Here is a 24,394-nt window from a genome sequence, read left to right on the forward strand (position 1 = left end):
CCATGCTGCAACTGATCCTCGGCGGCGCTCGATCCGGCAAAAGCCGCCTGGCTGAAAAACTGGCGACAGACAGTCAGCTCCAGGTCACTTATATAGCCACCTACATCGCCACCAGCCAATCTCAAGACGGCGAAATGAACGAACGGGTGGCCCATCACCGCGCCCGCCGTCCGGCCGAGTGGGCGTTGATCGAAGAACCGCTGGAACTGGCCCGCGTGCTGCGCGAAAGCGCCAGTGCCGATCGTTGCTTGCTGGTGGATTGCCTGACGCTGTGGCTGACCAATCTGCTGATGCTCGACGATGCCGAGCGCTTGTCGGCCGAGCGCGAAGCCCTGCTGGACTGCCTGGCGTCATTGCCGGGTGAAATCATTTTTGTCAGCAACGAGACCGGGATGGGTGTCGTACCGCTGGGCGAATTGACTCGCCGCTATGTCGATGAAGCCGGTTGGCTGCATCAAGCCTTGGCCGAGCGCTGTCAGCGAGTCGTCCTGACCGTTGCCGGCCTGCCCCTGACTTTGAAAGGAACTGCGTTATGACTCACTCCTGGTGGCTGAACCCGTGCAAGCCCATCGACGCGCAAGCGGTGGAACAGGCGCAGGCGCGTCAACAGCAACTGACCAAGCCTGCCGGCTCGCTCGGCCAGCTCGAATCGGTGGCGGTGCAACTGGCCGGGTTGCAGGGGCAGGTCAAGCCGACGCTGGATCAGCTGTGGATTGCGATTTTTGCCGGTGACCATGGTGTGGTTGCTGAAGGAGTGTCGGCGTTTCCTCAGGAAGTCACCGGGCAGATGCTGCTCAACTTTGTCAGCGGCGGCGCGGCGATCAGCGTGTTGGCGCGGCAGTTGGGGGCTTCCCTGGAAGTGGTCGATCTCGGCACCGTCACGCCGTCGTTGAATCTGCCGGGTGTGCGTCACCTGAACATCGGCCCGGGCACGGCGAATTTCGTCCAGGGGCCGGCGATGACTCAGGCCCAGGGTGAACTCGCCTTGCAGGCCGGCCGCGACAGTGTGCAGCGCGCCATCGGAGCCGGCGCGCAGTTGTTCATCGGTGGTGAAATGGGCATCGGCAACACCACTGCGGCCAGCGCGTTGGCTTGTGTGTTGCTCGACTGTCCGGTGGTGCATCTGGCCGGACCGGGAACCGGATTGAACGCGGCGGGTGTCAGCCATAAAGCCCAAGTCATTGAACGTGCCTTGGCGTTGCATGGCGCTCAACGTAGCGATGCGCTGCAGACCTTGTTCAACCTCGGCGGTTTTGAAATTGCTGCGCTGGTCGGCGCGTACCTGGCCTGTGCTCAGGAAGGCGTCGCGGTGTTGGTCGACGGGTTTATTTGCAGTGTCGCTGCGTTGGTGGCGGTGCGTTTGAATCCGGCCTGCCGTGAGTGGTTGCTGTTCGGTCATCGCGGCGCCGAGCCGGGTCATCGCCATGTGCTCGAAACCCTGAACGCCGAACCGTTGCTGGACCTCGGTCTGCGGTTGGGCGAGGGCAGTGGCGCGGCATTGGCCGTGCCATTGTTGCGTCTGGCCTGCGACCTGCACGGGCAAATGGCGACGTTCGCCGAAGCCGCGGTGGCGGATCGCCCGGCATGACCTTGCGCCTGGACCTGTTGCGCCATGGCGAAACCGAACTCGGCGGCGGTTTGCGCGGCAGCCTCGACGATGCGCTGACCGGCAAGGGCTGGGAGCAAATGCGCGCTGCGGTGATCGAGCAGGGGCCCTGGGATCGACTGGTCAGTTCGCCGTTGCAGCGTTGTGCGCGCTTTGCGCAAGAGCTGGGGGCGCAGTTGGGGTTGCCGGTGCAGCTGGATAAGGATCTGCAAGAGCTGCACTTCGGCGCCTGGGAAGGGCAGAGCGCGGCGGCGCTGATGGAAACCAGTGCCGAGGCGTTGGGCCTGTTCTGGGCCGATCCTTATTCGTTCACGCCGCCCGAGGGTGAGCCGGTTACGGACTTTTCAGCGCGGGTGTTGGCGGCCATCGAACGGCTGCACACGGCCTATGCAGGTGAGCGAATCTTGCTGATCAGCCATGGCGGCGTCATGCGTTTGTTGCTGGCTCAAGCGCGCGGATTGCCGCGTGAGCAGTTACTCAACGTTGAAGTTGGCCATGGCGCGTTGTTCTCGTTGTCGGTCGAACCCGGCGTCTTGTTAAGGGAAGCGACCTGACCATGTTGCCGTTCTGGATCGCCCTGCAATTTTTGAGCAGCCTGCCGATTCGCCTGCCAGGCATGCCGACGCCCGAGGAACTGGGCCGGTCGCTGCTGTTTTATCCGCTGGTCGGTTTGCTGTTTGGCGTGATTCTGTGGGGGCTGAACTGGCTATTGCTGGGCGCGCCATTATTGCTTCACGCCGTACTGCTGCTGAGTGTTTGGGTCGTGCTCAGCGGCGCGTTGCACCTGGATGGCCTGGCCGATAGCGCCGATGCGTGGCTCGGGGGGTACGGCGACCGTGAGCGCACCCTGACCATCATGAAAGACCCGCGTAGCGGGCCGATCGCCGTGGTGACGCTGGTGCTGGTGTTGCTGCTCAAGTTCGCCGCGTTGCTGGCGTTGATCGAGCAGCAGCACAGCGTGATCCTGATCATCGTTCCATTGATTAGCCGTAGCGCGTTGCTGGGGTTATTTCTCACCACGTCTTACGTGCGTCCCGGTGGATTGGGGCAGGCGCTGGCCGATCATCTGCCGCGTTTGGCCGGTCAGCAGGTGTTGGCGATCAGTGCGGTGGCCTGTGTGCTGATCGCAGGCCTCAGCGGTGTATGGGCGCTTGCACTGGCGGCAGCGGTGTTTGTCTGGTTGCGCCAAGTGATGGTGCGACGATTGGGCGGGACAACGGGCGATACGGCAGGGGCGTTGCTGGAATTGCTGGAGGTGGCGGTGCTGGTGGGGCTCGCACTGCTCTGAGCCCCTGTAGGAGCGAGGCTTGCCCGCGAAGGCGGCGGCACAGTCAACATTGATATCGACTGACACACCGCCTTCGCGGGCAAGCCTCGCTCCTACAGGTAATATGTGTCGAATAATTTGCTTTCATTTAACCGCGGGTATATACACGCACTATGCTTCCTTCTCAATGTTTGTGCACCAACCTGCGTCGCGCCGCTCGTGGCGTCAGCAGGCACTACGACGGCGCTCTCGACGGCTTCGGGATCAACGTTGCCCAGTATTCTCTGCTGTGCAATCTGCAGCGTCTGGATCAGCCAAGCATCTCGACGCTGGCCGAGGCCATGGGCCTGGATCGCAGCACCTTGGGGCGCAATCTGCGGGTGCTGGAGGGTGAAGGTCTGGTGACGCTGATCGAAGGCGAGGACATGCGCAATCGCATCGTCCAGCTCACTGAGACAGGGCGCGAACGTCTCGCAGCGGCCTTGCCGGCCTGGGAAGCGGCGCAGCAGCGGTTGATCGACCGTCTGGGCGCCGAGAAGCGTGAAACTTTGCTGAAACTGCTGGACGAACTGGCTTGAGGCCAGTTTGTTCGATCTTAAGCGGGTATATACCCGCTACCGGAGAACAACAATGACATCAATGTGGCGTACATGTGGTTGGGTTCTGTTGGGGAGTGCGCTGATTCTGGCGTTGTCCCTGGGGGTGCGACACGGCTTCGGGCTGTTTCTGGCGCCCATGAGTGCCGAGTTCGGCTGGGGCCGCGAAGTGTTTGCCTTCGCCATTGCTTTGCAGAACCTGATCTGGGGCCTGGCGCAGCCATTCACCGGCGCACTGGCCGACCGCTTTGGCGCTGCGAAGGTGGTGTTGATCGGTGGTGTTCTGTACGCCCTGGGCCTGGTGTTCATGGGGTTGTCCGATTCGGCGGTGACCTTGTCCTTGAGTGCCGGCCTGTTGATCGGCATCGGCCTGTCGGGCACCTCGTTCTCGGTGATCCTCGGTGTGGTCGGCCGTGCCGTGCCACCGGAAAAACGCAGCATGGGCATGGGTATCGCCAGCGCCGCCGGTTCTTTCGGTCAATTCGCCATGTTGCCCGGCACGCTGGGGCTGATCGGCTGGCTTGGCTGGTCTGCGGCATTGCTGGTGTTGGGCCTGGTGGTGGCGTTGATCGTGCCGCTGGTGAGCATGCTTAAGGACAAGCCGCTGCCGGTGCTCGGACACGAGCAAACCCTCTCTGAAGCGCTACGCGAAGCTTGTTCCCATTCAGGATTCTGGCTGTTGGCGTTCGGCTTTTTTGTCTGCGGTTTTCAGGTGGTGTTCATCGGCGTGCACTTGCCGGCCTATCTGGTGGACCAACACTTGCCAGCCTCCGTCGGCACCACGGTGCTGGCGCTGATCGGGCTGTTCAATATCTTCGGCACCTACACCGCTGGCTGGCTCGGCGGGCGGATGTCCAAACCGCGCCTGCTCACCGGTCTGTATCTGTTACGGGCGGTGGTGATTGTGCTGTTCCTCTGGGCGCCGGTCACTCAGGTCACGGCTTATTTGTTCGGCATGGCCATGGGGTTTCTCTGGTTGTCGACGGTGCCCTTGACCAACGGCACGGTGGCGACCTTGTTCGGTGTACGAAATTTGTCCATGCTCGGTGGGATCGTTTTCCTCTTTCACCAGCTCGGCTCGTTCCTCGGCGGTTGGTTGGGTGGGGTGGTGTATGACCGAACCGGGAGTTACGACTTGATCTGGCAGGTGGCGATTCTCTTGAGTCTGGTGGCCGCAGCCCTGAACTGGCCGGTGCGCGAGCAGCCGGTGGCGCGTCTGCAAACCCGGATGAGTGCAGCATGAACAGTCTCTGGCCGCGGATGGCTGTAATCGCCATCGGCGTACTGCTGCTGGCCCTGGCGTGGTGGGGCTGGCATCAGGGTGGCCTGGCGTTGATGCAGTTGGGCATGGGTGCTTGCTAGCGAGCGACGAAGGCGAGTAATTTCGTTTTCTGACGATTGTTCAAGGATGCACCGACATGCTGATGCGCTGGCTTGCAGTTCCCGCGTTGCTGACGGTTTTTACCGGGTTGGTCCAGGCGGCAGAATGCCCGGAGTTGTTACAAGGCTCATTGCCCAAGCTGCGTGCCAAGGAATCCATCGATCTGTGCCAGCGCTTTGCCGGCAAGCCGCTGGTGGTGGTCAATACCGCGAGCTTCTGTGGCTTCGCCCCGCAGTTCAAAGGCCTTGAGGCGCTGTATCAGCGTTACAAGGATCAAGGGCTTGAGGTGGTGGGTGTTCCATCCAATGATTTCAAACAAGAGTCTAAAGATGGCGCAGAGACTGCCAAGGTTTGTTACGTGAACTACGGCGTCACCTTCACCATGACCGAGCCACAGAAAGTCCGCGGCGATGATGCAACGCATTTGTTCAAGGTTCTCGCTGAACAAAGCAGTTCGCCGAAGTGGAATTTCTACAAGTACGTGGTCGATCGCCAAGGCAAGGTGATCGCCAATTTCTCCAGTCTGACCAAGCCTGACAATCCCGAGTTCATCGAGGCGGTGGAGCAAGCTCTCGCTTCGAAACTCTGATCGACGCGCACTAAAAAGCCCCGCCTCTGTACAAGAGTGCGGGGCTTTTTCAATTCACGCGAGCAGGGAGTCAAGCTCGCCGAGAATCATCAGAAGCGGTAGGTCGCGCCTACACCGAAACCGTTCGCCCAGTTTTCATACTTGGCGTTATAGGTTTGGCGGCCGTTGCTGTTGTTGATCTTGACCGACTCTTCGCGCAGGTACGAGTACGCTACATCGATGGTCAGGTCGTCGGTCGGGCTCCAGCCAGCGCCAAGGCTGAAAATCTTGCGATCGCCAGTCGGAATGCGTGGGGAACGGTTTTCGTTATTGGTCGGTGCCTGGTCAACGGACAGGCCGGTACGCAGGACCCATTGCTTGTTCAACTGGTACGAAGCGCCGATGGCGTGAGCCCAGGTGTCATGCCAGTTCTGTTCTTCAGTGATGGTGCCAAACCGGCCGTTCAGGGCCGCAGGAACGCCGCTGTTCTCAACGGAGATTTCTTTCAGGCGGCTCCAGCGAGTCCAGGTGCTGCCTGCGTAGAGAGTCCATTTGTCGTCCAGTTGGTGAGTAACCGAGAAGTCGACCGACTCAGGCGTGGTGATGTCCAGCGACGCGTCGTACTTCTGGTTCGGGTTCTGACCAAGGGCACCCAGGAGGCTGTAATTGACCTTGGTGTCACCCTCGAGCTTGTACTTCACTTTCGAGTGGTAGGTCAGGCCGACGCGAGTGCTGTCGGTGGCTTGAACCAGGATACCGATGTTGTAACCCAGCGCGGTGTCGTCACCCTTGATCTTGACGTTACCGTCCGCTGCGCGCGGGTTCAGCGACAGGTTCGATTCCAGGGTGCCGTCAATGCGGTTGATGGTCGGACCGAAACCGATCGACACCTTGTCGTTGAAGGCGTAGCTGACGGTTGGCTGCAGGGTGACGATTTTTACTTCGCTCTTGCTGCCGAAGTATTTGCCGGCGAAGCCGTTCTCGTAGTCGGTCACCAGGCCGAATGGAGCGTAGACGCCGAAACCGAATGCCCAGTGGTCATCGATTGGCTTTACGTAGTAGCCCATGGGCACGCCCATGAAAGGGACCATGTCACCTTTGTTGGTGCCGCTATTCGGACTGGAGCTTGCATCACTGATATCAGCGTGCGCGTCGATAAATGCAACACCACCGGTCACTTGTTCGCGCTTGAGGCGAGACATGCCGGCAGGGTTACCAAAAACTGTAGATGCGTCGTCGGCAGATGAAGATCGCCCGGCAAAACCTGTCCCCATCCCGCTGATGCTTTGTTCGTTAAGGGCAAAGCCACTTGCGAAGATGTGGGTGGATGCCATGGCAACGGCGAGGCTAAGGGTGGTTTTGAGCATTACTTTTTTCATTATTAGAACTCCTGGTGATCACCGGGGCGAAAATTACCAACATTTTCGTCCGGGCGCTATAGCCTGTATCGCTTGATTTAGAGCGGTTTTGTAGGACAATCCGACCAAAATCGCGACAAGTTGTGCGATCTTCGGAAACGGGTGGGTTAGCAGGCGACCTGATTCAACGATGAAACACAGGTTTGCCAGGCGTAGGTGAAATCGCGCAGACGGCCTTGGGGCTGGAAAGTCTGGCGCCAGATTCGGGCCATTCCCAACAGGTCATCGGAGGCGGGGAGGGGAGTGTTCTGTTCTTCTATCAGCAGCCAGGCGATGGCAGTGGCGTAACGCAGGTTGACGGTCAATTCCAGGTGCGGCCCGCTTAGAAAAGCATGTTGGCTGGCCAGGCCGCGGACCAGGCTCGCCCGATCCGGGTCCAGGGCCAAATAGTGATCCCACAGGGCTTGGTGGCGAGGCTCGGCGATTCGGTACAGGCCGTGTCCACGGCGGTCATGCAAGGCTGACCCAAGGGCTGACTGACTGGCGGCAATGCCCAGCAGCAGGGATTCGGCAGTTGCGCTATGGCGTCCGAGGTAGATCAATGTCGGACGGATCACATAACGACACAGTTCGCTGGCAGCGATACCCATAAAACCCTCGAAACATGAAGTGGGTCGGCGACACCTGAAGGGGGGCTTGGCAGCAGTGGATCGATTCAGGCTCGCCGGAAGCGGACCAAGCCGCTTGAGTTGAAGTGTAGTGTCATTATTTCGCTGTAAAGGACTGTTTTTAAAATATTTCCGGCTTCGAGTTATAACCGTTATATCGGTTGGTGCTTAGCCGTAGGTCACGAAATGAGAAATATCGGGCAATAAAAAGCCCCGCTTTTCAGCAGGGCCTTTTGAGGTTTTCAGCCTTTCTGGCGTCTCAGGCAACCAGTGCCTGGCGAGTACGCTCGATCACAGCCTGCAGCGGTTCTGCGCTGGAGTATTGATCCGGGTACAGGCGTTCGCTGTGACGAGCGATGCCGTGTTCGTTGACCAGAGTGAAGCTGAAGCAGCCTTTGCGAGCAGCCATGATCAGGCAGTTCATTGGAGCAAAAGCGTTGGTTAGGGTGCGGATGGCATCCTGAGTGTGGATTTGAGTAGACATATTTGGTGTTCCTACAAGCGACACGGATAAGAACCGTGCAAAGTTAAAACGTTCCAGTGACGACGACCACCATTGGTCGAACGAAGAACCCGACTGGAACAAAGCAGCCAGTTTGAAGCGCTGATAAATTGGCGCGCTTGGGCTGGCAGGTAGGTACTTAGGAGGGCAGGCAACACATCAAGGGCAAAGGTTCTGGGCCCGGGGTGAAGATCCTGATCAATTTGCAGGCTGGTTCGGTCAGAGTAAGTGAGCTTCGCAACACCCTTTGCTTTCGATTCAAAGGCTGTGTTGGCGTAGATTTACCTGGAAACCATCGAGGTGGCCGATCCCGCTTTGTCGGTGGAGGCTTCTCTTGGAGAAGGCTGACCGGGGGGATTTGTTCGACCAGAATTGACTTTCAGCTTGGTACTAACGCCGCGGATACTAACGGATTGAATTACCGAAGGGAAGTCTGTTTGCAAAAAAAGATCGTTGGAGTGCCTGCCGACCAGTCCCGGCTGAGCGATTGGAAGAGCCACCGGCAGACCCTGCGCCCCGTAATAGCCCAGAACCCGACCGTTGATCCGAGAGGACGATCAAGCCAGGATCAATCTGTAGCGCGGGTTGCCTTGGGTTTATCCCCAGACCTTACCTAAAAACGCGCCGAAAAAGCGCATCGATATAACCGCCTCGCAGGTACTTGTGCACATAAGTTGCGCGAACTGTCATCCCACTGTCATCCTCGCCTCAATGGGAGTGGGTGCCTGTAATGAAAATTTAAGTCAATGAAAAACATCGCTTTTTTTTACTGGTGAAAAAATCGTCAGTTTGACTGCGAGCCCCATCCCACACGGCTTTGCGCGAGTTCAAAGGCGGTTGTCCACTGAGTTATCCACAGCTTCTGTGGATTGTCCCAAGCGCTTGCTCTAGGACGGGCGTGCAGGCTTTTTTCGACTTTACCTGTGCGAAAAAAAGAGTAGAGTGGCGCGCCTTCCGATCTGCCCCACAGTGCTTTATGAAGTTTCGCTCAGTATCAGTCTCTGCTACCCCAACCCCTCCCAGTGTTACCCCACCCAAGCGTTTTTCGATGCGCGTGGCCGAGTGGCTGCTGGACAGCCCGCGCCTGGGTGAAAACTCCAACGTCAAACACTTCGCCGGACGCTTGCTCAAGCAGCCTGCCCGTGAAGGCGTGGTGGCCGCGCAAAGCCGTCTCGGCCAGTTGATGTGCCGCGAATGCGGTAATGCCCTGGATCGCCGCATTGGCCAGGAGCTGTTGCGTCAGGCCGCGCGTGCGGGCGACCGACGCGCGCAACAGGAACTGGGCCTGACCGAAGACTGAGCTGTCCAAGACCTGACGCCTTGGTTAACCTTCACGCTTTATCTAATCGGCAGGAGTGGCTATGGCGATGGACTTGACCAGCGCATTGCTGGGGCTGGCGGGCGCTGGGCTGCCGTTACTGGTGCTGGCCTGGCAACTTCAGCGTCGAGCGAGTGCGGGGCAGGCCGAACTGGCGCTGCTGGAAGAGCGCCTCGCCATCGCCCAACTGACGCAGGACGGCTTGAATGCTCAGCTTGACACCTGCCGTGATGAAATCGCTGATCTGAGCCAAGCCAACGCCGCCAAACAGGCCGATCTGGCCGCCGTGCGCCGTGAAGTCGAACTGCTGCAGATCGAACGCGACGACGCCCGCGACGCGGCCCACGCCTGGAACATCGAACGCGCCGGCAAAGAGGCTGAGTTGCGTCGCCTCGACGCTCAGGCCGCTTCCCTTAACGCCGAGCTGCGCGAGCAGCAGGAAAGCCATCAGCAGCGCCTCAACGACCTGCAAGGCTCGCGGGACGAGCTGCGCGCGCAATTCGCCGAGCTGGCGGGCAAGATCTTCGACGAACGTGAGCAGCGTTTTGCCGAAACCAGTCAACAGCGTTTGGGCCAGTTGCTTGATCCGTTGAAGGAACGTATCCAGTCGTTCGAAAAACGCGTCGAGGAAAGCTATCAGGCTGAAGCCCGCGAGCGCTTTTCCCTGGCCAAGGAGCTGGAACGGCTGCAACAACTGAACCTGCGCCTGAGCGACGAAGCCACCAACCTGACGCGGGCCTTGAAAGGGCAGAAAACCCAAGGCAACTGGGGCGAACTGATTCTCGAGCGGGTGCTTGAGCATGCGGGGCTGGAGAAGGGGCGTGAGTACCAGACCCAGGTCAATCTCAAGGGACCGGACGGTGAGCGTTTCCAGCCGGATGTGATTATTTACCTGCCCGGCGACAAGCAGGTCGTGGTCGATTCCAAGGTCAGCCTCACGGCCTATCAGCAATATGTGGCGGCCGAGGACGATGCCATTGGCCAGATCGCCATCAAGCAGCACGTGCTGTCCCTGCGCAATCACGTCAAAGGCCTGGCCGGCAAGGACTACAAGCGGCTCGACGGCTTGCACAGCCTGGATTTCGTGCTGCTTTTCGTCCCGATCGAAGCGGCATTTTCCGCGGCGTTGCAGGCTGAGCCGACGCTGTTTCAGGAGGCATTCGACCGCAATATCGTGATTGTCAGCCCGACCACGCTACTGGCCACCTTGCGGGTCATCGACAGTCTGTGGAAGCAGGAGCGCCAGAGCCAGAATGCCCGGGAAATCGCCGAGCGCGCCGGTTGGCTGTACGACAAATTCGTGTTGTTCATTCAGGATTTGGACGAGGTCGGCAATCGCTTGCAGCAACTGGACAAGGCTTACAGCAACGCACGCAACAAGCTGACAGAAGGCCGTGGCAACCTGGTCAGTCGCAGCGAACAGCTCAAGTTGCTCGGGGCGCGGGCCAGCAAGAGCTTGCCGGCGGACCTGCTGGAGCGGGCGATGACCGATGTCGATGGCTTGGCCGAGTTGCCGGAGTAGCCGAAAAGCTTCGCGAGCAAGCCCGCTCCCACAGGGTTTGTGGTGTTCACTCTATTTGTGCAACAACACCAATCCACTGTGGGAGCGGGCTTGCTCGCGAAGGCGTCAATCGCCCCACTACAGGGTTCAGATCTGCCGCACTACAACGGCAAATGCCGACTCAACAACGCCCGCAACGCCGCCGGTTTCACCGGTTTGGCCAGGTAATCCAGGCCCGCCGCATGCACCTGGGCCACCGTCTCCGGCCGTCCATCTGCACTGATCACCACCCCCGGCACCGGCTCGCCCAGTTGCGTGCGCAACCACGCCATCAACTCGGTTCCGGTCTCGCCATCGTCCAGGTGATAATCCACCAGCGCCAATTGCGGACGCACCCCGTCGCCGAGCAGCGTCGCGCACTCCTCACGGTTGCGCGCGGTCCAGACCTGGCAACCCCAGCGTGTGAGCAAACTATTCATGCCGATCAAAATGCTGTCTTCGTTATCGATACACAGCACCTGCGCGCCGCTGAGCAAATGGCCATTGAGTTCGGCCACTTTGGCCGGCGTTGTGGTTTGTACCCGAGCCAGCGGTACGCTGACACTGAACACGCTGCCGCGACCCGGCCAGGAACGCACGCGCAAGGTATGGCCCAGCACACGACACAACCCATCGGCAATCGCCAGGCCCAAGCCCAGGCCTTTCTCGGCCCGGGTCTGGTGGCTGTCGAGGCGTTTGAACTCTTCGAAAATCACCTGCAGTTTATCTTCCGGAATACCCGGTCCACGGTCCCAAACCTCCAGGCACAGCTCGCCGTTGCGCCGCCGAACGCCCAGCAGCACCGGCCCTTTGGCATAGCGGAAAGCATTGGTCAGGAAGTTCTGCAAGATCCGTCGCAGCAGTTTGATGTCGCTGTCGACCCGCAGCTCGCTGCCCCTGACGCGGAATTTCAGCCCCTGTTCCTGAGCCAGTGCCTTGAACTCGGCGCCTAGCGTATGGAACAACTCATTGAGCGCGAAGGGCTTGCGATCAGGGTTTATCTTGCCGTTTTCCAGGCGAGAAATGTCCAGCAGGTCGCTGATCAGGTCCTCGGCCGAGCGCAGTGAACTGTCCAGGTGATGAACCAGTTTCCGGGCTTCACTGGATAGGTTTTCCTCCTGATGGGAGAGCGCGGCAGAGAACAGTCGCGCAGCATTCAGCGGTTGCATCAAGTCATGGCTGACGGCAGCCAGGAAACGGGTTTTCGACTGGTTGGCCGATTCGGCGGTGCCCTTGGCTTCGGTCAGGGCAACGTTGAGTTGCGACAGCTCGTGGGTCCGTTCGGTGACCCGTTGCTCGAGGCCTTCGTTCGCTTCGGTCAGCGCCTGCTCGGCCTCGCGGAACGCGGTGATGTCGGTGAAGCTCATGACGAAACCGCCGCCGGGCATCGGGTTACCGATCAGCTCGATCACTCGACCATTGGGGAACAGCCGCTCGGAGGTATGGGCGCGGCCCTGACGCATCCAGTGCAAGCGACGGGCGACGTGTACTTGCGCCTCGCCGGGCCCGCACAGACCGCGCTCAGCGTTGTAGCGAATGATGTCGGCAATCGGCCGGCCAACGCTGATCAATCCGTCGGGGTAGTTGAACAACTCAAGGTAGCGCCGGTTCCAGGCCACCAGTTTCAGCGACTGGTCGACCACGCTGATGCCCTGGGTGATGTTCTCGATGGCGCCTTGCAGCAGGGCGCGGTTGAACTGCAGCACTTCCGAGGTTTCGTCGGCGATCCGCACGACATCCTCGAGTTGCATTTCCCGACCTTCAATGGCTGCTTTTACCACCGCCCGGGTCGAAGATGCGCCGAGTACACCGGCCAGCAAGCGTTCGGTATGGGCGATCCATTCACCGTCCGCGTTCTGGTTCGGGTTGAAGCCTTTGCCCTGACGGTAGGCGAAACGGAGGAAACTCTGACGAGCCCGCTCTTCGCCGACAAAACGGGCGGCCAGTTGCTGCAAGTCGTTGATCTGTACCGCCAGCATCGAACGGGCGCTCGGGCGGGCGCTGATTTCCTGGCCGATGAAGCGGCCGGCCTGCCAGTGCTCCGAAACCCGCGTGCGCGACAGCACCGAAACCCAGGCGAACAGGGTGAAGTTGCCCGCCAGGGACAGCACCACGCCTTGCGTCAGCGGTGTGATCGGCAGGTTCAACGGGTTGCCTTGCAGCCATGCCAGCCCCGGAAAACTGCTCAGGGGCAAGCCGAGACTTTTGGCGGCGATCGGCAACACCAGGGTGTAGAACCAGAGGAACGTCCCAGCGGCTAGCCCCGCGAACACCCCTCGACGGTTGGCCTGTTTCCAATACAGCGCGCCGAGCATGGCCGGGGCCAGTTGGGTCACGGCGGCGAAGGCGATCTGGCCGATGGTCGCCAGGCTCGCGGTGGAGCCCAGCAGTCGATAACTGACGTAGGCCAGCAGCAGAATGACCACGATGCTCACCCGTCGCACCGAAAGCATCCACTGACGGAACACTTCGAACGGCCGCTCGGCGTTATTACGCCGCAGCAACCAGGGCAGCAACATGTCGTTGGAAAGCATGGTCGACAGCGCGACGCTGGCCACGATCACCATACCGGTCGCCGCCGAAGCACCGCCGATAAACGCCAGCATTGCCAAGGCAGGGTGAGATTGGGCCAGGGGCAGGCTGATGACGAATGAGTCCGGCAGCACCGAACTGGGCAACAACATCTGACCGGCCAGCGCGATCGGCACGACAAACAGCGCCGCCAGCGCCAGATAGACCGGGAACACCCACTTGGCCAAACGCAGATCCTGAGGATCGATGTTTTCCACTACGGTCACATGGAACTGCCGGGGCAGGCAGATGATTGCCATCATCGCCACGCCGGTTTGCACCACCATGGACGGCCAGTTGATGGTTTCTTTCCAGTACGCTTCGAGGCGCGGGGCGAGCATGGCCTGGTCGAACAGGTCGTCGAAACCGTCATACAGGCCGTAGGTCACAAACGCGCCGACCGCGAGAAATGCGAACAGCTTGACCAGTGATTCAAAGGCAATCGCCAGCACCATGCCGCGGTGGTGTTCCGTGGCGTCGAGGTTGCGGGTACCGAAAACGATGGTGAACAGCGCCAGCACCAACGACACGATCAGCGCCGTGTCCTGCGCGCGCGTGCCCATGGCGTCAGCGCCGGCACCGATCAACAGGTTCACGCCCAGCACGATGCCCTTGAGCTGCAAGGCGATGTAGGGCAATACGCCGACCAGGCAGATCAGCGCCACCACGACCGCCAGCGACTGGGATTTGCCGTAGCGGGCGGCGATGAAGTCGGCGATGGAGGTGATGTTTTCCTGCTTGCTGATCATCACCATTTTTTGCAGGACCCACGGCGCGCACACCAGCAGCAGGATCGGCCCGAGGTAGATCGGCAGGAATGACCAGAGTTGTTCGGCCGCCTGGCCCACGGCACCAAAGAATGTCCAGCTGGTGCAATAAACGGCCAGCGACAGGCTGTACACCCAGGCACGCACCCGTGGCGGCAACGGCGCGCTGCGCCGGTCACCGTAGAAGGCGATAGCGAACAGGATGGCCATATAGGCAAGGGCGACGGCGGCAATCAGCCCGATGGACAGCGACATGGGAACTCCAGACAAAAGACCTCCGGGACTGCGCCCGGTCAGGACAGTCTCGCATGACCGCTTGAGTTAGTCAGTGTCGACCAAGGTCGTGGCGTGGCGGGGTGTCGCAGGTTGGGAGGCCGTCAGATCTTTGGTGTCTGTGCGGCCTTCATCGCGAGCAGGCTCGCTCCCACATTGGATCTAAGTCGGTCACAATTTATGTGTCCACTGAGATCAACTGTGGGAGCGAGCCTGCTCGCGATGGCGGTTACTGATTCAACGCAATATCAATCAACCGATGCAACTCTTCAACCTCCAGCGACTGCGTCGCAAACAGGATGCGAAACACCGTCGGCGCCACCACCATATTGATCAGTCGATCGGCACTCGGCTTCGGCTGCTCGGGATAGCGATCCAGAATTGTCTGCAACTGCCCGCCAATGATCGTCACGCAATAGCCCGGCGTGGCGCTGGATTGCACATCGCGCATCATGTTGCGCCCGGGCTCGGAACTCATCTCGTCCAGATACTGCTCCGCCCAGGCCAGCACGTCACCGCGCAGGCTGCCGGTGTTGGCCGGTTCGCTGTCGGGGCGCATGCGGGCGAGGGCGACATCGGCCAGCAGCGCTGACAGATCGCCCCAGCGTCGGTAAATGGTCGACGGCGTCACTCCGGCCCGTGCAGCAATTTGCGGCACCGTCACGCTCGCGCGATCCTGTTCTTCGAGGAGCGTGCGGACTGCCGAATGAATCGACTCTTGCACCCTGGCGCTGCGGCCACCAGGACGTAAACCTTCTTTAATAGCCATACGGCGGACCTTAACACAAAGAATTTGCTTTAAGCGTTAGCCGGTAGCACACTCCGCAAAAGCAAAAAGTTAGCTTTTGCGGAGTGTGCCCATGTCCCGTCTCACGTCAAACCGTTCCAGCCTGTGGTTTCTGGCGATCACCTTACTCAGTTTTCTCGCCGCTTCCACCGCGCCGACACCGTTGTATCACTTGTATCAAGAACACCTGCAGTTCTCGGCAGCGACCCTGACCCTGATTTTCGGCGTCTACGCCCTCAGCTTGCTGGCAGCGTTGCTCACGGTCGGTTCGCTTTCGGATTATCTGGGGCGCAAACCGGTGATTTTTACCGCCGTATTGCTGAACATGCTGGCGATGTTGCTGTTTATCAGCGCCGACAGTGTCGCTTGGCTGATCAGTGCGCGGGTCCTGCAGGGTTTTGCCACGGGCATGGCCACCGCCGTTTTGAGTGCGGCGCTGCTGGATACCGACCGTCAGCAAGGGCCGATGGTCAACAGCGTCGCGCCGTTGCTGGGCATGGCGATGGGGGCCATGGGTTGCGGTTTATTGGCCGAGTTTGCGCCGCTGCCGCTGCAATTGACCTATTGGGTGTTGTTCGCGCTGTTTGTGATGCAAGCGCTGTACGTCTGGCGCCTGCCGGAAAGCGTCACACGGCAATCGGGTGCCTGGGCCTCACTGCGCCCGACCCTGCATGTGCCGATTCAGGCGCGGCGGATGCTGTGGCGAGTGCTGCCGATAGATTTGGCGGTGTGGGCGCTCGGTGGTTTTTTCGCTTCTTTGGCGCCGTCTCTGGTGCGGACCGCCACCGGGTCCACCTCGAATCTGATTGGCGGGGCAACGGTGGCCGTGTTGACGGTGACCGGCGCCTTGATGATCTACACCTTGCGCAATCGGCCGGCCGACAAAGTCTTGCTGTTGGGCGCGAGCCTGCTGCCTGCGGGCGTTGCGCTGATTCTGCTGGCGGTACACAGCGCCAGCCTGCCGTTGTTTTTCTTCGGCACCCTGGTGGCGGGCGGCGGTTTTGGAGCGGGTTTCCTGGGTGCCTTGCGAAGCATTGTGCCGCTGGCCTTGCCTCATGAGCGGGCGGGGCTGATGTCGGCGTTTTATGTACTCAGTTACCTGGCTTTCTGTTTGCCGTCGTTACTGGCCGGCAGTCTGACGCGGACCTTTGGCTTGGTGGCAACCACCGATGGTTATGGCGCAGTGCTGATCATTCTGTCGCTTGGTGCGCTGGTCGGGTTGATGCGTGTGCAGACTGTCGAAGTCTGTGGCGTCGATGTTCGATGACTGTTGGCCTTGGCGCCGAGACCGAAGACAGCGTCTGATGCTATATCTGTAAAACAGATAACAGTTAGAGATATTACCCGTTATATCGATATTCGATTCGGATCTATCATGAGCTCCACCTCACCAGAGGACAGGAGTTCACCATGACCTGCACCCATAGCGTTAAACCCGGTATCAAACCGCTCAGTCATTTGCAGCACCCTCGAGAGGCCATTCGCCAATTCACCCCCAACTGGTTCGCCGCGACCATGGGCACCGGGGTATTGGCGCTGGCGCTCGCGCAATTGCCGGTGTCGAATCCCGGCCTGCATGCGTTTGCCGAAGGCCTGTGGCTGTTCAATATTGTTCTGTTTGTTCTGTTCACGGCCATGTATGCCGCGCGTTGGATCATGTTCTTCGACGAGGCGCGACGGATTTTCGGGCACTCCACGGTTTCGATGTTTTTCGGCACCATTCCCATGGGCCTTGCGACCATCATCAACGGCTTTCTGTTGTTCGGTCTGCCGCGCTGGGGTAACGGCGTGATTCATCTCGCCGAAGTACTGTGGTGGCTGGATGTGGCGATGTCGCTGGCCTGCGGCGTATTGATTCCCTACATGATGTTTACCCGCCAGGAACACAGCATCGACCAGATGACCGCCGTCTGGCTGTTGCCGGTGGTGGCGGCGGAAGTGGCGGCTGTCAGTGGCGGTTTGCTGGCGCCGCACCTGGCCGATGCTCATTCACAACTGGTGGTGTTGGTGACCAGCTACGTGCTCTGGGCCTTTTCCCTGCCGGTGGCGTTCAGCATTCTGACCATTCTGTTGCTGCGCATGGCGTTGCATAAATTGCCCCACGAAAACATGGCCGCCTCAAGCTGGCTGGCCCTTGGGCCGATTGGTACCGGTGCGCTGGGCATGTTGCTGTTGGGGGCTGATGCGCCAGCAATCTTCGCCGCCAACGGTTTGCCGGGCATCGGAGAGATCGCCGCGGGGCTTGGCTTGGTGGCCGGCATCACGCTGTGGGGTTTCGGGTTCTGGTGGATGCTGATGGCGCTGTTGATCACTGTCCGTTACTTGCGCGCCGGTATCCCGTTCAATCTCGGCTGGTGGGGCTTCACCTTTCCGTTGGGCGTCTATTCTTTGGCGACGTTGAAACTCGCGAGCACGTTGCACCTGACGTTTTTCAGTGTCTTTGGCTGTGTGCTGGTGGCGTTGCTGGCGGTGATGTGGCTGATTGTCGCCAAACGCACGGTGCAGGGCGCATGGCGGGGTGAGTTGTTTGTTTCGCCGTGCATTGCAGGATTAAAGAAATAACCGGCAAAGATTGGGTAATCTGTGGCCTGGATCGACGTTCCACTCCAAAACAGTATTCATGCCACTCGCTACCCAAAATCAGCTACCCAAAATCAGGGACACATGGAAGATGAGTCACCCCTCGCAGTTCACCTTGCTTCGCACTCGGCGCTTCCTGCCGTTTTTTGTCACGCAGTCCCTTGGGGCCTTCAACGACAACATCTTCAAGCAGTCGCTGATCCTCGCCATTTTGTACAAGCTGACCATCGAGGGTGACCGTTCGATCTGGGTCAACTTGTGTGCGTTGCTGTTTATCTTGCCGTTTTTCCTGTTCTCGGCCCTGGCCGGGCAATTCGGGGAAAAGTTCGCCAAGGACGCACTGATCCGTCTGATCAAGCTCGGGGAAATCGTCATCATGACGGTGGGTGCAGTCGGTTTCATGTTCGATCACCTGTCGCTGATGCTGCTGGCGCTGTTTGCCATGGGCACCCACTCGGCGCTGTTCGGGCCGGTGAAGTACTCGATCCTGCCGCAGGCCTTGCGCGAAGAAGAACTGGTGGGTGGCAACGGCCTGGTGGAAATGGGCACCTTCCTGGCGATTCTCGCCGGGACCATTGGCGCCGGGATCATGATGTCCGCCAGCAACTACGCGCCGGTGGTGTCCACGGCGATCATCGGTATCGCGGTGCTCGGTTACCTGGCCAGCCGCAGCATTCCCCGGGCCGCAGCGGCATCGCCGGAAATGCGTTTGAACTGGAATATCTTCAGTCAGTCCTGGGCCACCTTGAAACTGGGTCTCGGACAAACCCCCGCGGTATCGCGTTCGATCGTCGGCAACTCATGGTTCTGGTTTGTCGGGGCGATTTATCTGACGCAGATCCCGGCGTACGCCAAGGAATGGATGCACGGCGACGAGACCGTCGTGACGCTGATTCTTACCGTGTTCTCGGTCGGTATCGCATTGGGCTCGATGCTCTGCGAGAAATTGTCCGGGCGCAAAGTCGAGATTGGCCTGGTGCCGTTCGGCTCATTCGGTCTGACGGTGTTTGGCCTGTTGCTGTGGTGGCATTCCGGCGGAATTCCGGACAGCGTTACCGGCCACGGCTGGATCGAGGTGCTGGGGTTCGGTCACACCTGGCTGGTGTTGATCGACATCCTCGGGCTTGGAGTCTTCGGCGGTTTCTACATCGTGCCGCTGTATGCGCTGATCCAGTCGCGCACCGCCGAGAATGAGCGGGCACGGGTGATCGCCGCCAACAACATTCTTAACGCCCTGTTCATGGTGGTGTCGGCGATTGTGTCGATCGTCTTGCTGAGCATTGCCAAGCTGTCGATCCCGCAGCTGTTCCTGGTGGTGTCGCTGCTGAACATCGGCGTCAACGCCTACATCTTCAAAATCGTCCCCGAGTTCAGCATGCGCTTCATGATCTGGCTGCTCGGCCATTCCATGTATCGCGTCGAACATCGCAACCTGGAGCTGATTCCCGATGAAGGCGCGGCATTGCTGGTTTGCAACCATGTGTCGTTCGTCGACGCCTTGCTGATTGGCGGTGCGGTGCGTCGGCCGATTCGCTTTGTGATGTATTACAAAATCTACAATCTGCCGGTGCTGAACTTCATCTTCCGCACGGCGGGGACGATTCCGATTGCCGGACGTCAGGAAGACATACAGATTTACGAAAAAGCCTTCACCCGTATCGCCCAGTATCTGAAGGACGGCGAGTTGGTGTGCATTTTCCCTGAAGGCAAGTTGACCGCCGATGGCGAGATCAACGAGTTCAAGGGCGGGCTGACGCGGATTCTCGAAGAAACGCCGGTGCCGGTGATTCCGCTGGCGTTGCAGGGGTTGTGGGGGAGTTTCTTCAGCCGTGATCCGAACAAGGGAATGTTTCGTCGGTTGTGGTCGCGGGTGACCCTGGTGGCGGGGCCGGCGGTGGCCGTTGAAGTGGCTGAGCCGGCGACATTGCAAGGGTTGGTGGGGGAATTGCGTGGGGCCGTCAGGTAGTCGTTGATCGGGCGGGCCTCTTCGCGGGCAAGCCTCACTCCTACAGGGGGTGGTGTGTTCTCAACCTGTAGGAGCGAGGCTTGCCCGCGAAGACGGTAGAGGCCTAAGCGCTGACCTTAAGCCCAACCAACCCGGCAATGATCAACGCCACACTGGCCAGCCGAAACAACGCCATGGACTCACCAAACAAAATGATCCCGGCGATCACCGTGCCCACCGCACCCACGCCAGTCCAGATCGCATAGGCCGTGCCCAGCGGCAATTCCTTCATGGCAAGGCCCAGCAGGCCAAGGCTGATCGCCATGGCGGCAATGGTCAGTGCGGTAGGAAGAGGGCGGCTGAAACCGTCGGTGTATTTCAGGCCGACGGCCCAACCGACTTCGAACAGGCCAGCGAAAAACAGAATGATCCAGGACATCAGAGACCTCCATCGATGGATGGGGTCGTCCCCGGATTAATGATTCGATCGAGCCGCGAGGTCGTCCCCGCGTTGCGCAATAGAGTGCCCATCATTAACCCGAGGATCAAGTTTTCAGCTTAATCCGCCGCCTGCTGAGCGGCGATTTGCCGGTCTTCTTTCTCGCTCATACGACGGAAATACGTCGAGAGCAGCGCCCCGGAAATGTTGTGCCAGACGCTGAATAACGCACTTGGCACCGCCGCCAGCGGCGAGAAGTGCGCACTGGCCAGGGCCGCGCCCAGGCCGGAGTTCTGCATGCCGACTTCCAGTGCCAGGGATTTGCGCTGGGCCAGGGGCAGGTTGAACAGGCGCCCGGTGAAGTAACCCAACAAGTAGCCGAAGCTGTTGTGCAACATCACCACGGCCATGATCAGCAGGCCGGATTCGGCAATCTTCGCCTGGCTGGCAGCCACCACGGCGGTGACGATGATCACGATGCTCACCACCGACACCAGCGGCAATACATCCACCGCGTGACGAACCCGATCACCGAGTACGCGCTGGGCAACCACGCCAAGCACGATCGGCAGCAGCACGACTTGCAGGATCGACCAGAACAGCTCCATGAACGACACCGGCAACCAGGCCGAGGCCAGCAGCCAGATCAGCGCCGGCGTCAGCAACGGAGCGAGGAGGGTGGTGACGGCGGCAATGGCCACCGACAACGCCAGATCGCCTCGGGCCAGCCAGGTCATCACGTTCGAGGAGGTGCCGCTTGGGCAGCAGCCGACCAGAATCACCCCGACAGCGATCTCTGGCGGCAGGTGGAAAACCTGGCAGAGCAACCACGCCACACCGGGCATGATCACGAAATGGGCGACTACGCCCAAAGCCACGCGCCACGGATGGCGAGCGACTTCGGCGAAATCTTCGAGCTTGAGGGTCAGGCCCATGCCGAACATCACCAGCCCCAGCAGTGGCACGATGGCGCCTTTCAAGCCGATGAACCAGGTTGGTTGCACAAACGCCACGACGGCGAAAATGAGTACCCAGTAAGCGAAGGTGTTGCCGACAAAACGACTCAATGCAGCCAGTGCGCGCATGGCCTGATCCTTGTTTAAGTAGCACCACAAAACCAATGTGGGAGCGAGCCTGCTCGCGATGAGGGGCTGACATTCAACAATGATGTTGACTGAAACTCCGCTATCGCGAGCAGGCTCGCTCCCACAGTAGGCATCACACGCCTTTAAATACCTTGCGGGGTCTCTTCGCCACCCAACGCTTCAACCATCGCCGGCAGGAAGTCGCCGAAGGTCAGCATCATCAGGGTAAAGCTGGCGTCCAGTTGGCCGAGGGCTTCGTCGCCACCGTCCTGTTCCGCCTGATCCTGCAGCAGGTCTTCAAACTTCAGGCGCTTGACCACCATTTTGTCGTCAAGCACGAACGACAGTTTGTCCTGCCAGGCCAGCGACAGTTGAGTGACTACTTTGCCGGTGCTCAGGTGCAGCTGGATTTCTTCGCTGGTCAGGTCCTGACGCTTGCAGCGCACAATGCCGCCATCTTCGTGGGTATCGCGCAGTTCGCACTCGTCCAGCACGAAGAAATCATCCGCGGCTTTCTGGGTGGTGACCCACTCGGTCATGGTGGCGGTCGGCGACATCTTCACCGTCAGCGGACGCACTGGCAGCGAGCCGATCACTTCGCGCAGGGTAGACAGCAGGTCTTCGGCACGTTTCGGGCTAGCCGAGTTAACCAGGATCAGGCCCTGTTTTGGCGCGATGGCGGCGAAGGTCGACGAGCGACGGATAAAGGCGCGGGGCAGGAAGGCCTGGATGATCTCATCCTTGATCTGATCGCGTTCCTTTTTGTAGACCTTGCGCATTTGTTCGGCTTCGATCTCTTCGACCTTTTCCTTCACCGCATCACGCACGACACTGCCCGGCAGAATGCGTTCTTCCTTACGGGCGGCGATCAGCAAGAAGTCGCCGCTGATGTGTACCAGCGGCGCGTCTTCGCCCTTGCCGAATGGCGCGACGAAACCGTAGGTGGTCAACTCCTGGCTTGCACATGGACGCGCCAGTTTGGTGGCCAGTGCAGTTTCCAACGCCTCGGCATCAAAAGGCAGATCTTGGGTCAGGCGATAGATAAGCAGGTTTTTGAACCACATGGGGTGAGTCTCTCCTTTATACAAAGGGGGGCATTATTGTCCTCCGTGTGCCATAGGCCAACCCTTCTCTAAGCCTTTGGAAGGCCTGAGAAAATTAATTAAAAAAGTGCTTGCCAGAGATTGGGTCGCTACGTAGAATGCGCGCCACACCGAAAGTGAAGGGTGATTAGCTCAGCTGGGAGAGCGTCTGCCTTACAAGCAGAATGTCGGCGGTTCGATCCCGTCATCACCCACCATTCGCTTTAGTGTTACGCGCAGCGGTAGTTCAGTCGGTTAGAATACCGGCCTGTCACGCCGGGGGTCGCGGGTTCGAGTCCCGTCCGCTGCGCCATATTCGGTAACCTGGAACGCTGAACGCCAGGTCACCACGGAAAAGCCCGCTAACGCGGGTTTTTTTCTGCCTGAGGTTCCTGCAGGGTGTGTCGTTTTACCGGTTTTCAGATTTTTTTGATTTTTTATCAATTAAATCAACACTTTATGAAAATCTGTGGCACAATGCGCCCCGCAACGAAGGTAAAGGGTGATTAGCTCAGCTGGGAGAGCGTCTGCCTTACAAGCAGAATGTCGGCGGTTCGATCCCGTCATCACCCACCACTTACTTTCAACGCTACGCGCAGCGGTAGTTCAGTCGGTTAGAATACCGGCCTGTCACGCCGGGGGTCGCGGGTTCGAGTCCCGTCCGCTGCGCCATATTCGGTATCTGGAACGCTGAACGCCAGATCACTACAGAAAGCCCGCTTAATGCGGGCTTTTTGCCGTCTGGGATTTGGCTTTGTGCTGGTTCCCACTGCAAACGCGACCTGTTCGGGTAATGCCAGTCAGTTAAGTGAAATCCCTGTGGGAGCGGGCTTGCTCGCGAAGATGGCGGCACAGTCAACATTGATGTTGCCTGACACACCGCTTTCGCGAGCAAGCCCGCTCCCACAGGTTCTGCCTTGCCTATTGTTCGGCGTTACGGCTGTGCCGGTAGTCGCTGACGGCCTCGTACACCGCTTTGCGTAACCGGTTGATCCCGCCAATCGGCCTATGGGCTTCAAGGCCGAACCATGGGTTGAACGATTGGTTGTCGCATTGCAGGTTCAGCGCCGGGGTGTCGAAATCCTGGGCAGGCAGTTTGATCCGGGCCACGGTTTCGAAGGGCGCGTCGCTTTCGTTCCACTCGATACTGGTGTCTTCGATCGGCATGTATTTGCCCGCATCCTGACGCTGGATCTGTAGCACGAAACACGCCGGCACCCGATCGGTCGACAGCTGCTGGTTCAGCGCACTGCGCAGGAAATTCGGCAGGTTTTGATTTTGCGTGGGCAGCGCGTAGGCCGGGCAGCTATCAGGATCCGGCATCACCCGGAATTTGGCGTTGGCCTCACCAAACTTGTACGGCGAAACCGAAAAGTAAGTGGTCTGCGTCGGGCTTGTCGGGGCAGGGGAGAGCGTCGCCAGCGCAATAAACAGATGGCGAACCTGCCAGGTGCGCGGGTCCCAACCCGGGAAGAACGCCATGACCTTTTTGCCGTCAGCCTGAGCGGCCACATTCTGACGATACTCGGCGACATCGCTGACAAAGAAGTTCGGATGGTTGAACATCACGAAATCCTGTTCACTGCGCCCTTGTCGGTCACTCAGCAACTGTTTACCAGGCACATCGAACAGTTTGATCGCCATGCCCCGGGCATCGCGGATGCTGTCAAACTGTGGATACGCATTGCCGTTGGACAGCCGCATTGTCGCTTGCCAGGTTTTGCCGGGTTCGCTGAACACACCTTGACGTAACGCCATCGCCAGATCCGGCAGCACCTGAACCTCGGCCTTCACGCAGCCGTGGGCTTTGGCATGGGCATCGCGCAGGTAGCGGGTATTTTCGCGGTGTTGATCGACGATTCGCACGGCCGTCTGGATGATCTCCTGGGTCATTGCCGCTTCGCCGTCCGGAATCAGTTCTTCAGCCGATACCGGGCCGCGATGCTGCCAGGCGGACCAGGCCATGATCAGCGCCCAGCCGAGCAGGCCCAGACCCAACAACCACAGCAGGGTTTTGCCGAGGAAGGCACCCAGGCGCAACCAGAGAGTAATCAGCATGGA

At 59.6% G+C, this 24,394-nt stretch carries 22 protein-coding genes and 4 tRNA genes; 17 read left to right on the forward strand and 9 right to left on the reverse strand.

The features are described from left to right. Positions 1-2: 2 nt before the first annotated feature. The 8 genes from cobU to PMI30_RS04035 all read left to right on the forward strand — a co-directional run bounded on the left by cobU (position 3) and on the right by PMI30_RS04035 (position 5,439). The gene (gene cobU / locus PMI30_RS04065; RefSeq protein WP_008013896.1) at positions 3-536 is read left to right on the forward strand and encodes a bifunctional adenosylcobinamide kinase/adenosylcobinamide-phosphate guanylyltransferase; all 534 of its coding nucleotides are present in this window, start codon (positions 3-5) and stop codon (positions 534-536) included. Beyond that, positions 533-1,588 (forward strand): nicotinate-nucleotide--dimethylbenzimidazole phosphoribosyltransferase, encoded by a 1,056-nt coding sequence (gene cobT, locus PMI30_RS04060; protein WP_008013898.1) that lies wholly within the window; start codon positions 533-535, stop codon positions 1,586-1,588. Before cobU ends, cobT begins: the two co-directional genes overlap by 4 nt. Then, positions 1,585-2,160 carry an alpha-ribazole phosphatase family protein gene (gene cobC / locus PMI30_RS04055; RefSeq protein WP_008013900.1) on the forward strand — a complete coding sequence of 192 codons (576 nt, stop codon included), beginning with the start codon at positions 1,585-1,587 and terminating at the stop codon, positions 2,158-2,160. The genes cobT and cobC overlap by 4 nt, the downstream gene beginning before the upstream one ends. Positions 2,161-2,162: 2 nt before the next feature. Then, complete coding sequence (locus tag PMI30_RS04050; RefSeq protein ID WP_008013902.1) at positions 2,163-2,894, forward strand: adenosylcobinamide-GDP ribazoletransferase; 732 nt, start codon at positions 2,163-2,165, stop codon at positions 2,892-2,894. Between the two features lie 152 nt (positions 2,895-3,046). After that, positions 3,047-3,451, forward strand: coding sequence for a MarR family winged helix-turn-helix transcriptional regulator (locus PMI30_RS04045; RefSeq protein WP_008013903.1), 405 nt, complete (start codon positions 3,047-3,049; stop codon positions 3,449-3,451). 52 nt (positions 3,452-3,503) lie between these two features. Then, positions 3,504-4,712: an MFS transporter gene (locus PMI30_RS04040; RefSeq protein WP_008013905.1), complete on the forward strand. Its 1,209-nt coding sequence runs from the start codon at positions 3,504-3,506 to the stop codon at positions 4,710-4,712. Beyond that, positions 4,709-4,831, forward strand: coding sequence for a hypothetical protein (locus tag PMI30_RS31945; RefSeq protein ID WP_007898919.1), 123 nt, complete (start codon positions 4,709-4,711; stop codon positions 4,829-4,831). The genes PMI30_RS04040 and PMI30_RS31945 overlap by 4 nt, the downstream gene beginning before the upstream one ends. 56 nt (positions 4,832-4,887) lie before the next feature. After that, the gene (locus tag PMI30_RS04035) at positions 4,888-5,439 is read left to right on the forward strand and encodes a glutathione peroxidase (RefSeq protein ID WP_008013908.1); all 552 of its coding nucleotides are present in this window, start codon (positions 4,888-4,890) and stop codon (positions 5,437-5,439) included. Between the two features lie 89 nt (positions 5,440-5,528). On the opposite strand, the gene PMI30_RS04030 is transcribed toward PMI30_RS04035, so the two are convergent. From PMI30_RS04030 to PMI30_RS04020, 3 genes are all read right to left on the reverse strand, one after another. Then, entirely contained in the window at positions 5,529-6,797 is a 1,269-nt protein-coding gene (locus PMI30_RS04030) for an OmpP1/FadL family transporter (RefSeq protein WP_008013910.1), read from the reverse strand. Between the two features lie 146 nt (positions 6,798-6,943). Continuing rightward, positions 6,944-7,426, reverse strand: a complete 483-nt coding sequence (locus PMI30_RS04025; RefSeq protein WP_008013913.1) for a hypothetical protein — start codon at positions 7,424-7,426, stop codon at positions 6,944-6,946. 277 nt (positions 7,427-7,703) lie between these two features. Continuing rightward, on the reverse strand, positions 7,704-7,928 hold the full coding sequence (locus PMI30_RS04020; protein ID WP_007898912.1) for a hypothetical protein: 225 nt from the start codon (positions 7,926-7,928) through the stop codon (positions 7,704-7,706). A 994-nt stretch (positions 7,929-8,922) separates the two neighbouring features. On the opposite strand from PMI30_RS04020, the gene PMI30_RS04015 reads away from it, so the two are divergent. Both PMI30_RS04015 and rmuC read left to right on the forward strand, forming a co-directional pair. Next, the gene (locus PMI30_RS04015) at positions 8,923-9,246 is read left to right on the forward strand and encodes a hypothetical protein (protein WP_081501309.1); all 324 of its coding nucleotides are present in this window, start codon (positions 8,923-8,925) and stop codon (positions 9,244-9,246) included. Between the two features lie 175 nt (positions 9,247-9,421). Beyond that, a complete protein-coding gene (gene rmuC, locus PMI30_RS04010; protein ID WP_162831691.1) occupies positions 9,422-10,786 on the forward strand; it encodes a DNA recombination protein RmuC in 1,365 nt (454 codons plus the stop codon). Between the two features lie 140 nt (positions 10,787-10,926). On the opposite strand, the gene PMI30_RS04005 is transcribed toward rmuC, so the two are convergent. Together PMI30_RS04005 and PMI30_RS04000 are read right to left on the reverse strand one after the other, a co-directional pair. Further along, entirely contained in the window at positions 10,927-14,397 is a 3,471-nt protein-coding gene (locus PMI30_RS04005; RefSeq protein ID WP_008013919.1) for a hybrid sensor histidine kinase/response regulator, read from the reverse strand. Between the two features lie 247 nt (positions 14,398-14,644). Next, the gene (locus tag PMI30_RS04000) at positions 14,645-15,184 is read right to left on the reverse strand and encodes a TetR/AcrR family transcriptional regulator (RefSeq protein WP_008013921.1); all 540 of its coding nucleotides are present in this window, start codon (positions 15,182-15,184) and stop codon (positions 14,645-14,647) included. Positions 15,185-15,275: 91 nt separating this feature from the next. Here PMI30_RS04000 and PMI30_RS03995 point away from each other — a divergent pair, with 91 nt between their 5' ends. From PMI30_RS03995 to PMI30_RS03985, 3 genes are all read left to right on the forward strand, one after another. Continuing rightward, positions 15,276-16,469 (forward strand): MFS transporter, encoded by a 1,194-nt coding sequence (locus PMI30_RS03995; protein WP_008013923.1) that lies wholly within the window; start codon positions 15,276-15,278, stop codon positions 16,467-16,469. A gap of 143 nt (positions 16,470-16,612) precedes the next feature. Then, the gene (locus PMI30_RS03990) at positions 16,613-17,764 is read left to right on the forward strand and encodes a TDT family transporter (protein ID WP_008013925.1); all 1,152 of its coding nucleotides are present in this window, start codon (positions 16,613-16,615) and stop codon (positions 17,762-17,764) included. A 109-nt stretch (positions 17,765-17,873) separates the two neighbouring features. Further along, positions 17,874-19,748, forward strand: a complete 1,875-nt coding sequence (locus PMI30_RS03985) for an MFS transporter (RefSeq protein ID WP_008013927.1) — start codon at positions 17,874-17,876, stop codon at positions 19,746-19,748. 103 nt (positions 19,749-19,851) lie between these two features. Here PMI30_RS03985 and sugE read toward each other — a convergent pair whose 3' ends face one another. The 3 genes from sugE to rdgC form a co-directional block, all read right to left on the reverse strand. Next, entirely contained in the window at positions 19,852-20,166 is a 315-nt protein-coding gene (sugE, locus tag PMI30_RS03980; protein ID WP_008013928.1) for a quaternary ammonium compound efflux SMR transporter SugE, read from the reverse strand. 119 nt (positions 20,167-20,285) lie between these two features. After that, on the reverse strand, positions 20,286-21,251 hold the full coding sequence (locus PMI30_RS03975; RefSeq protein WP_007898902.1) for a bile acid:sodium symporter family protein: 966 nt from the start codon (positions 21,249-21,251) through the stop codon (positions 20,286-20,288). Positions 21,252-21,394: 143 nt separating this feature from the next. Next, complete coding sequence (gene rdgC, locus PMI30_RS03970; RefSeq protein ID WP_007898901.1) at positions 21,395-22,315, reverse strand: recombination-associated protein RdgC; 921 nt, start codon at positions 22,313-22,315, stop codon at positions 21,395-21,397. Between the two features lie 160 nt (positions 22,316-22,475). On the opposite strand from rdgC, the gene PMI30_RS03965 reads away from it, so the two are divergent. The 4 genes from PMI30_RS03965 to PMI30_RS03950 all read left to right on the forward strand — a co-directional run bounded on the left by PMI30_RS03965 (position 22,476) and on the right by PMI30_RS03950 (position 23,005). Next, positions 22,476-22,551: transfer RNA gene (locus PMI30_RS03965), tRNA-Val, on the forward strand. A gap of 18 nt (positions 22,552-22,569) precedes the next feature. Next, positions 22,570-22,646, forward strand: a tRNA-Asp gene (locus PMI30_RS03960). A gap of 187 nt (positions 22,647-22,833) precedes the next feature. Continuing rightward, a tRNA-Val gene (locus tag PMI30_RS03955) sits at positions 22,834-22,909 on the forward strand. Positions 22,910-22,928: 19 nt separating this feature from the next. Then, a tRNA-Asp gene (locus PMI30_RS03950) sits at positions 22,929-23,005 on the forward strand. A gap of 249 nt (positions 23,006-23,254) precedes the next feature. Here PMI30_RS03950 and PMI30_RS03945 read toward each other — a convergent pair. Then, a complete protein-coding gene (locus PMI30_RS03945) occupies positions 23,255-24,391 on the reverse strand; it encodes a catalase family protein (protein WP_008013931.1) in 1,137 nt (378 codons plus the stop codon). Positions 24,392-24,394 lie beyond the last annotated feature (3 nt).

Source organism: Pseudomonas sp. GM50 (genome assembly GCF_000282375.1).
GTDB lineage: Bacteria > Pseudomonadota > Gammaproteobacteria > Pseudomonadales > Pseudomonadaceae > Aquipseudomonas.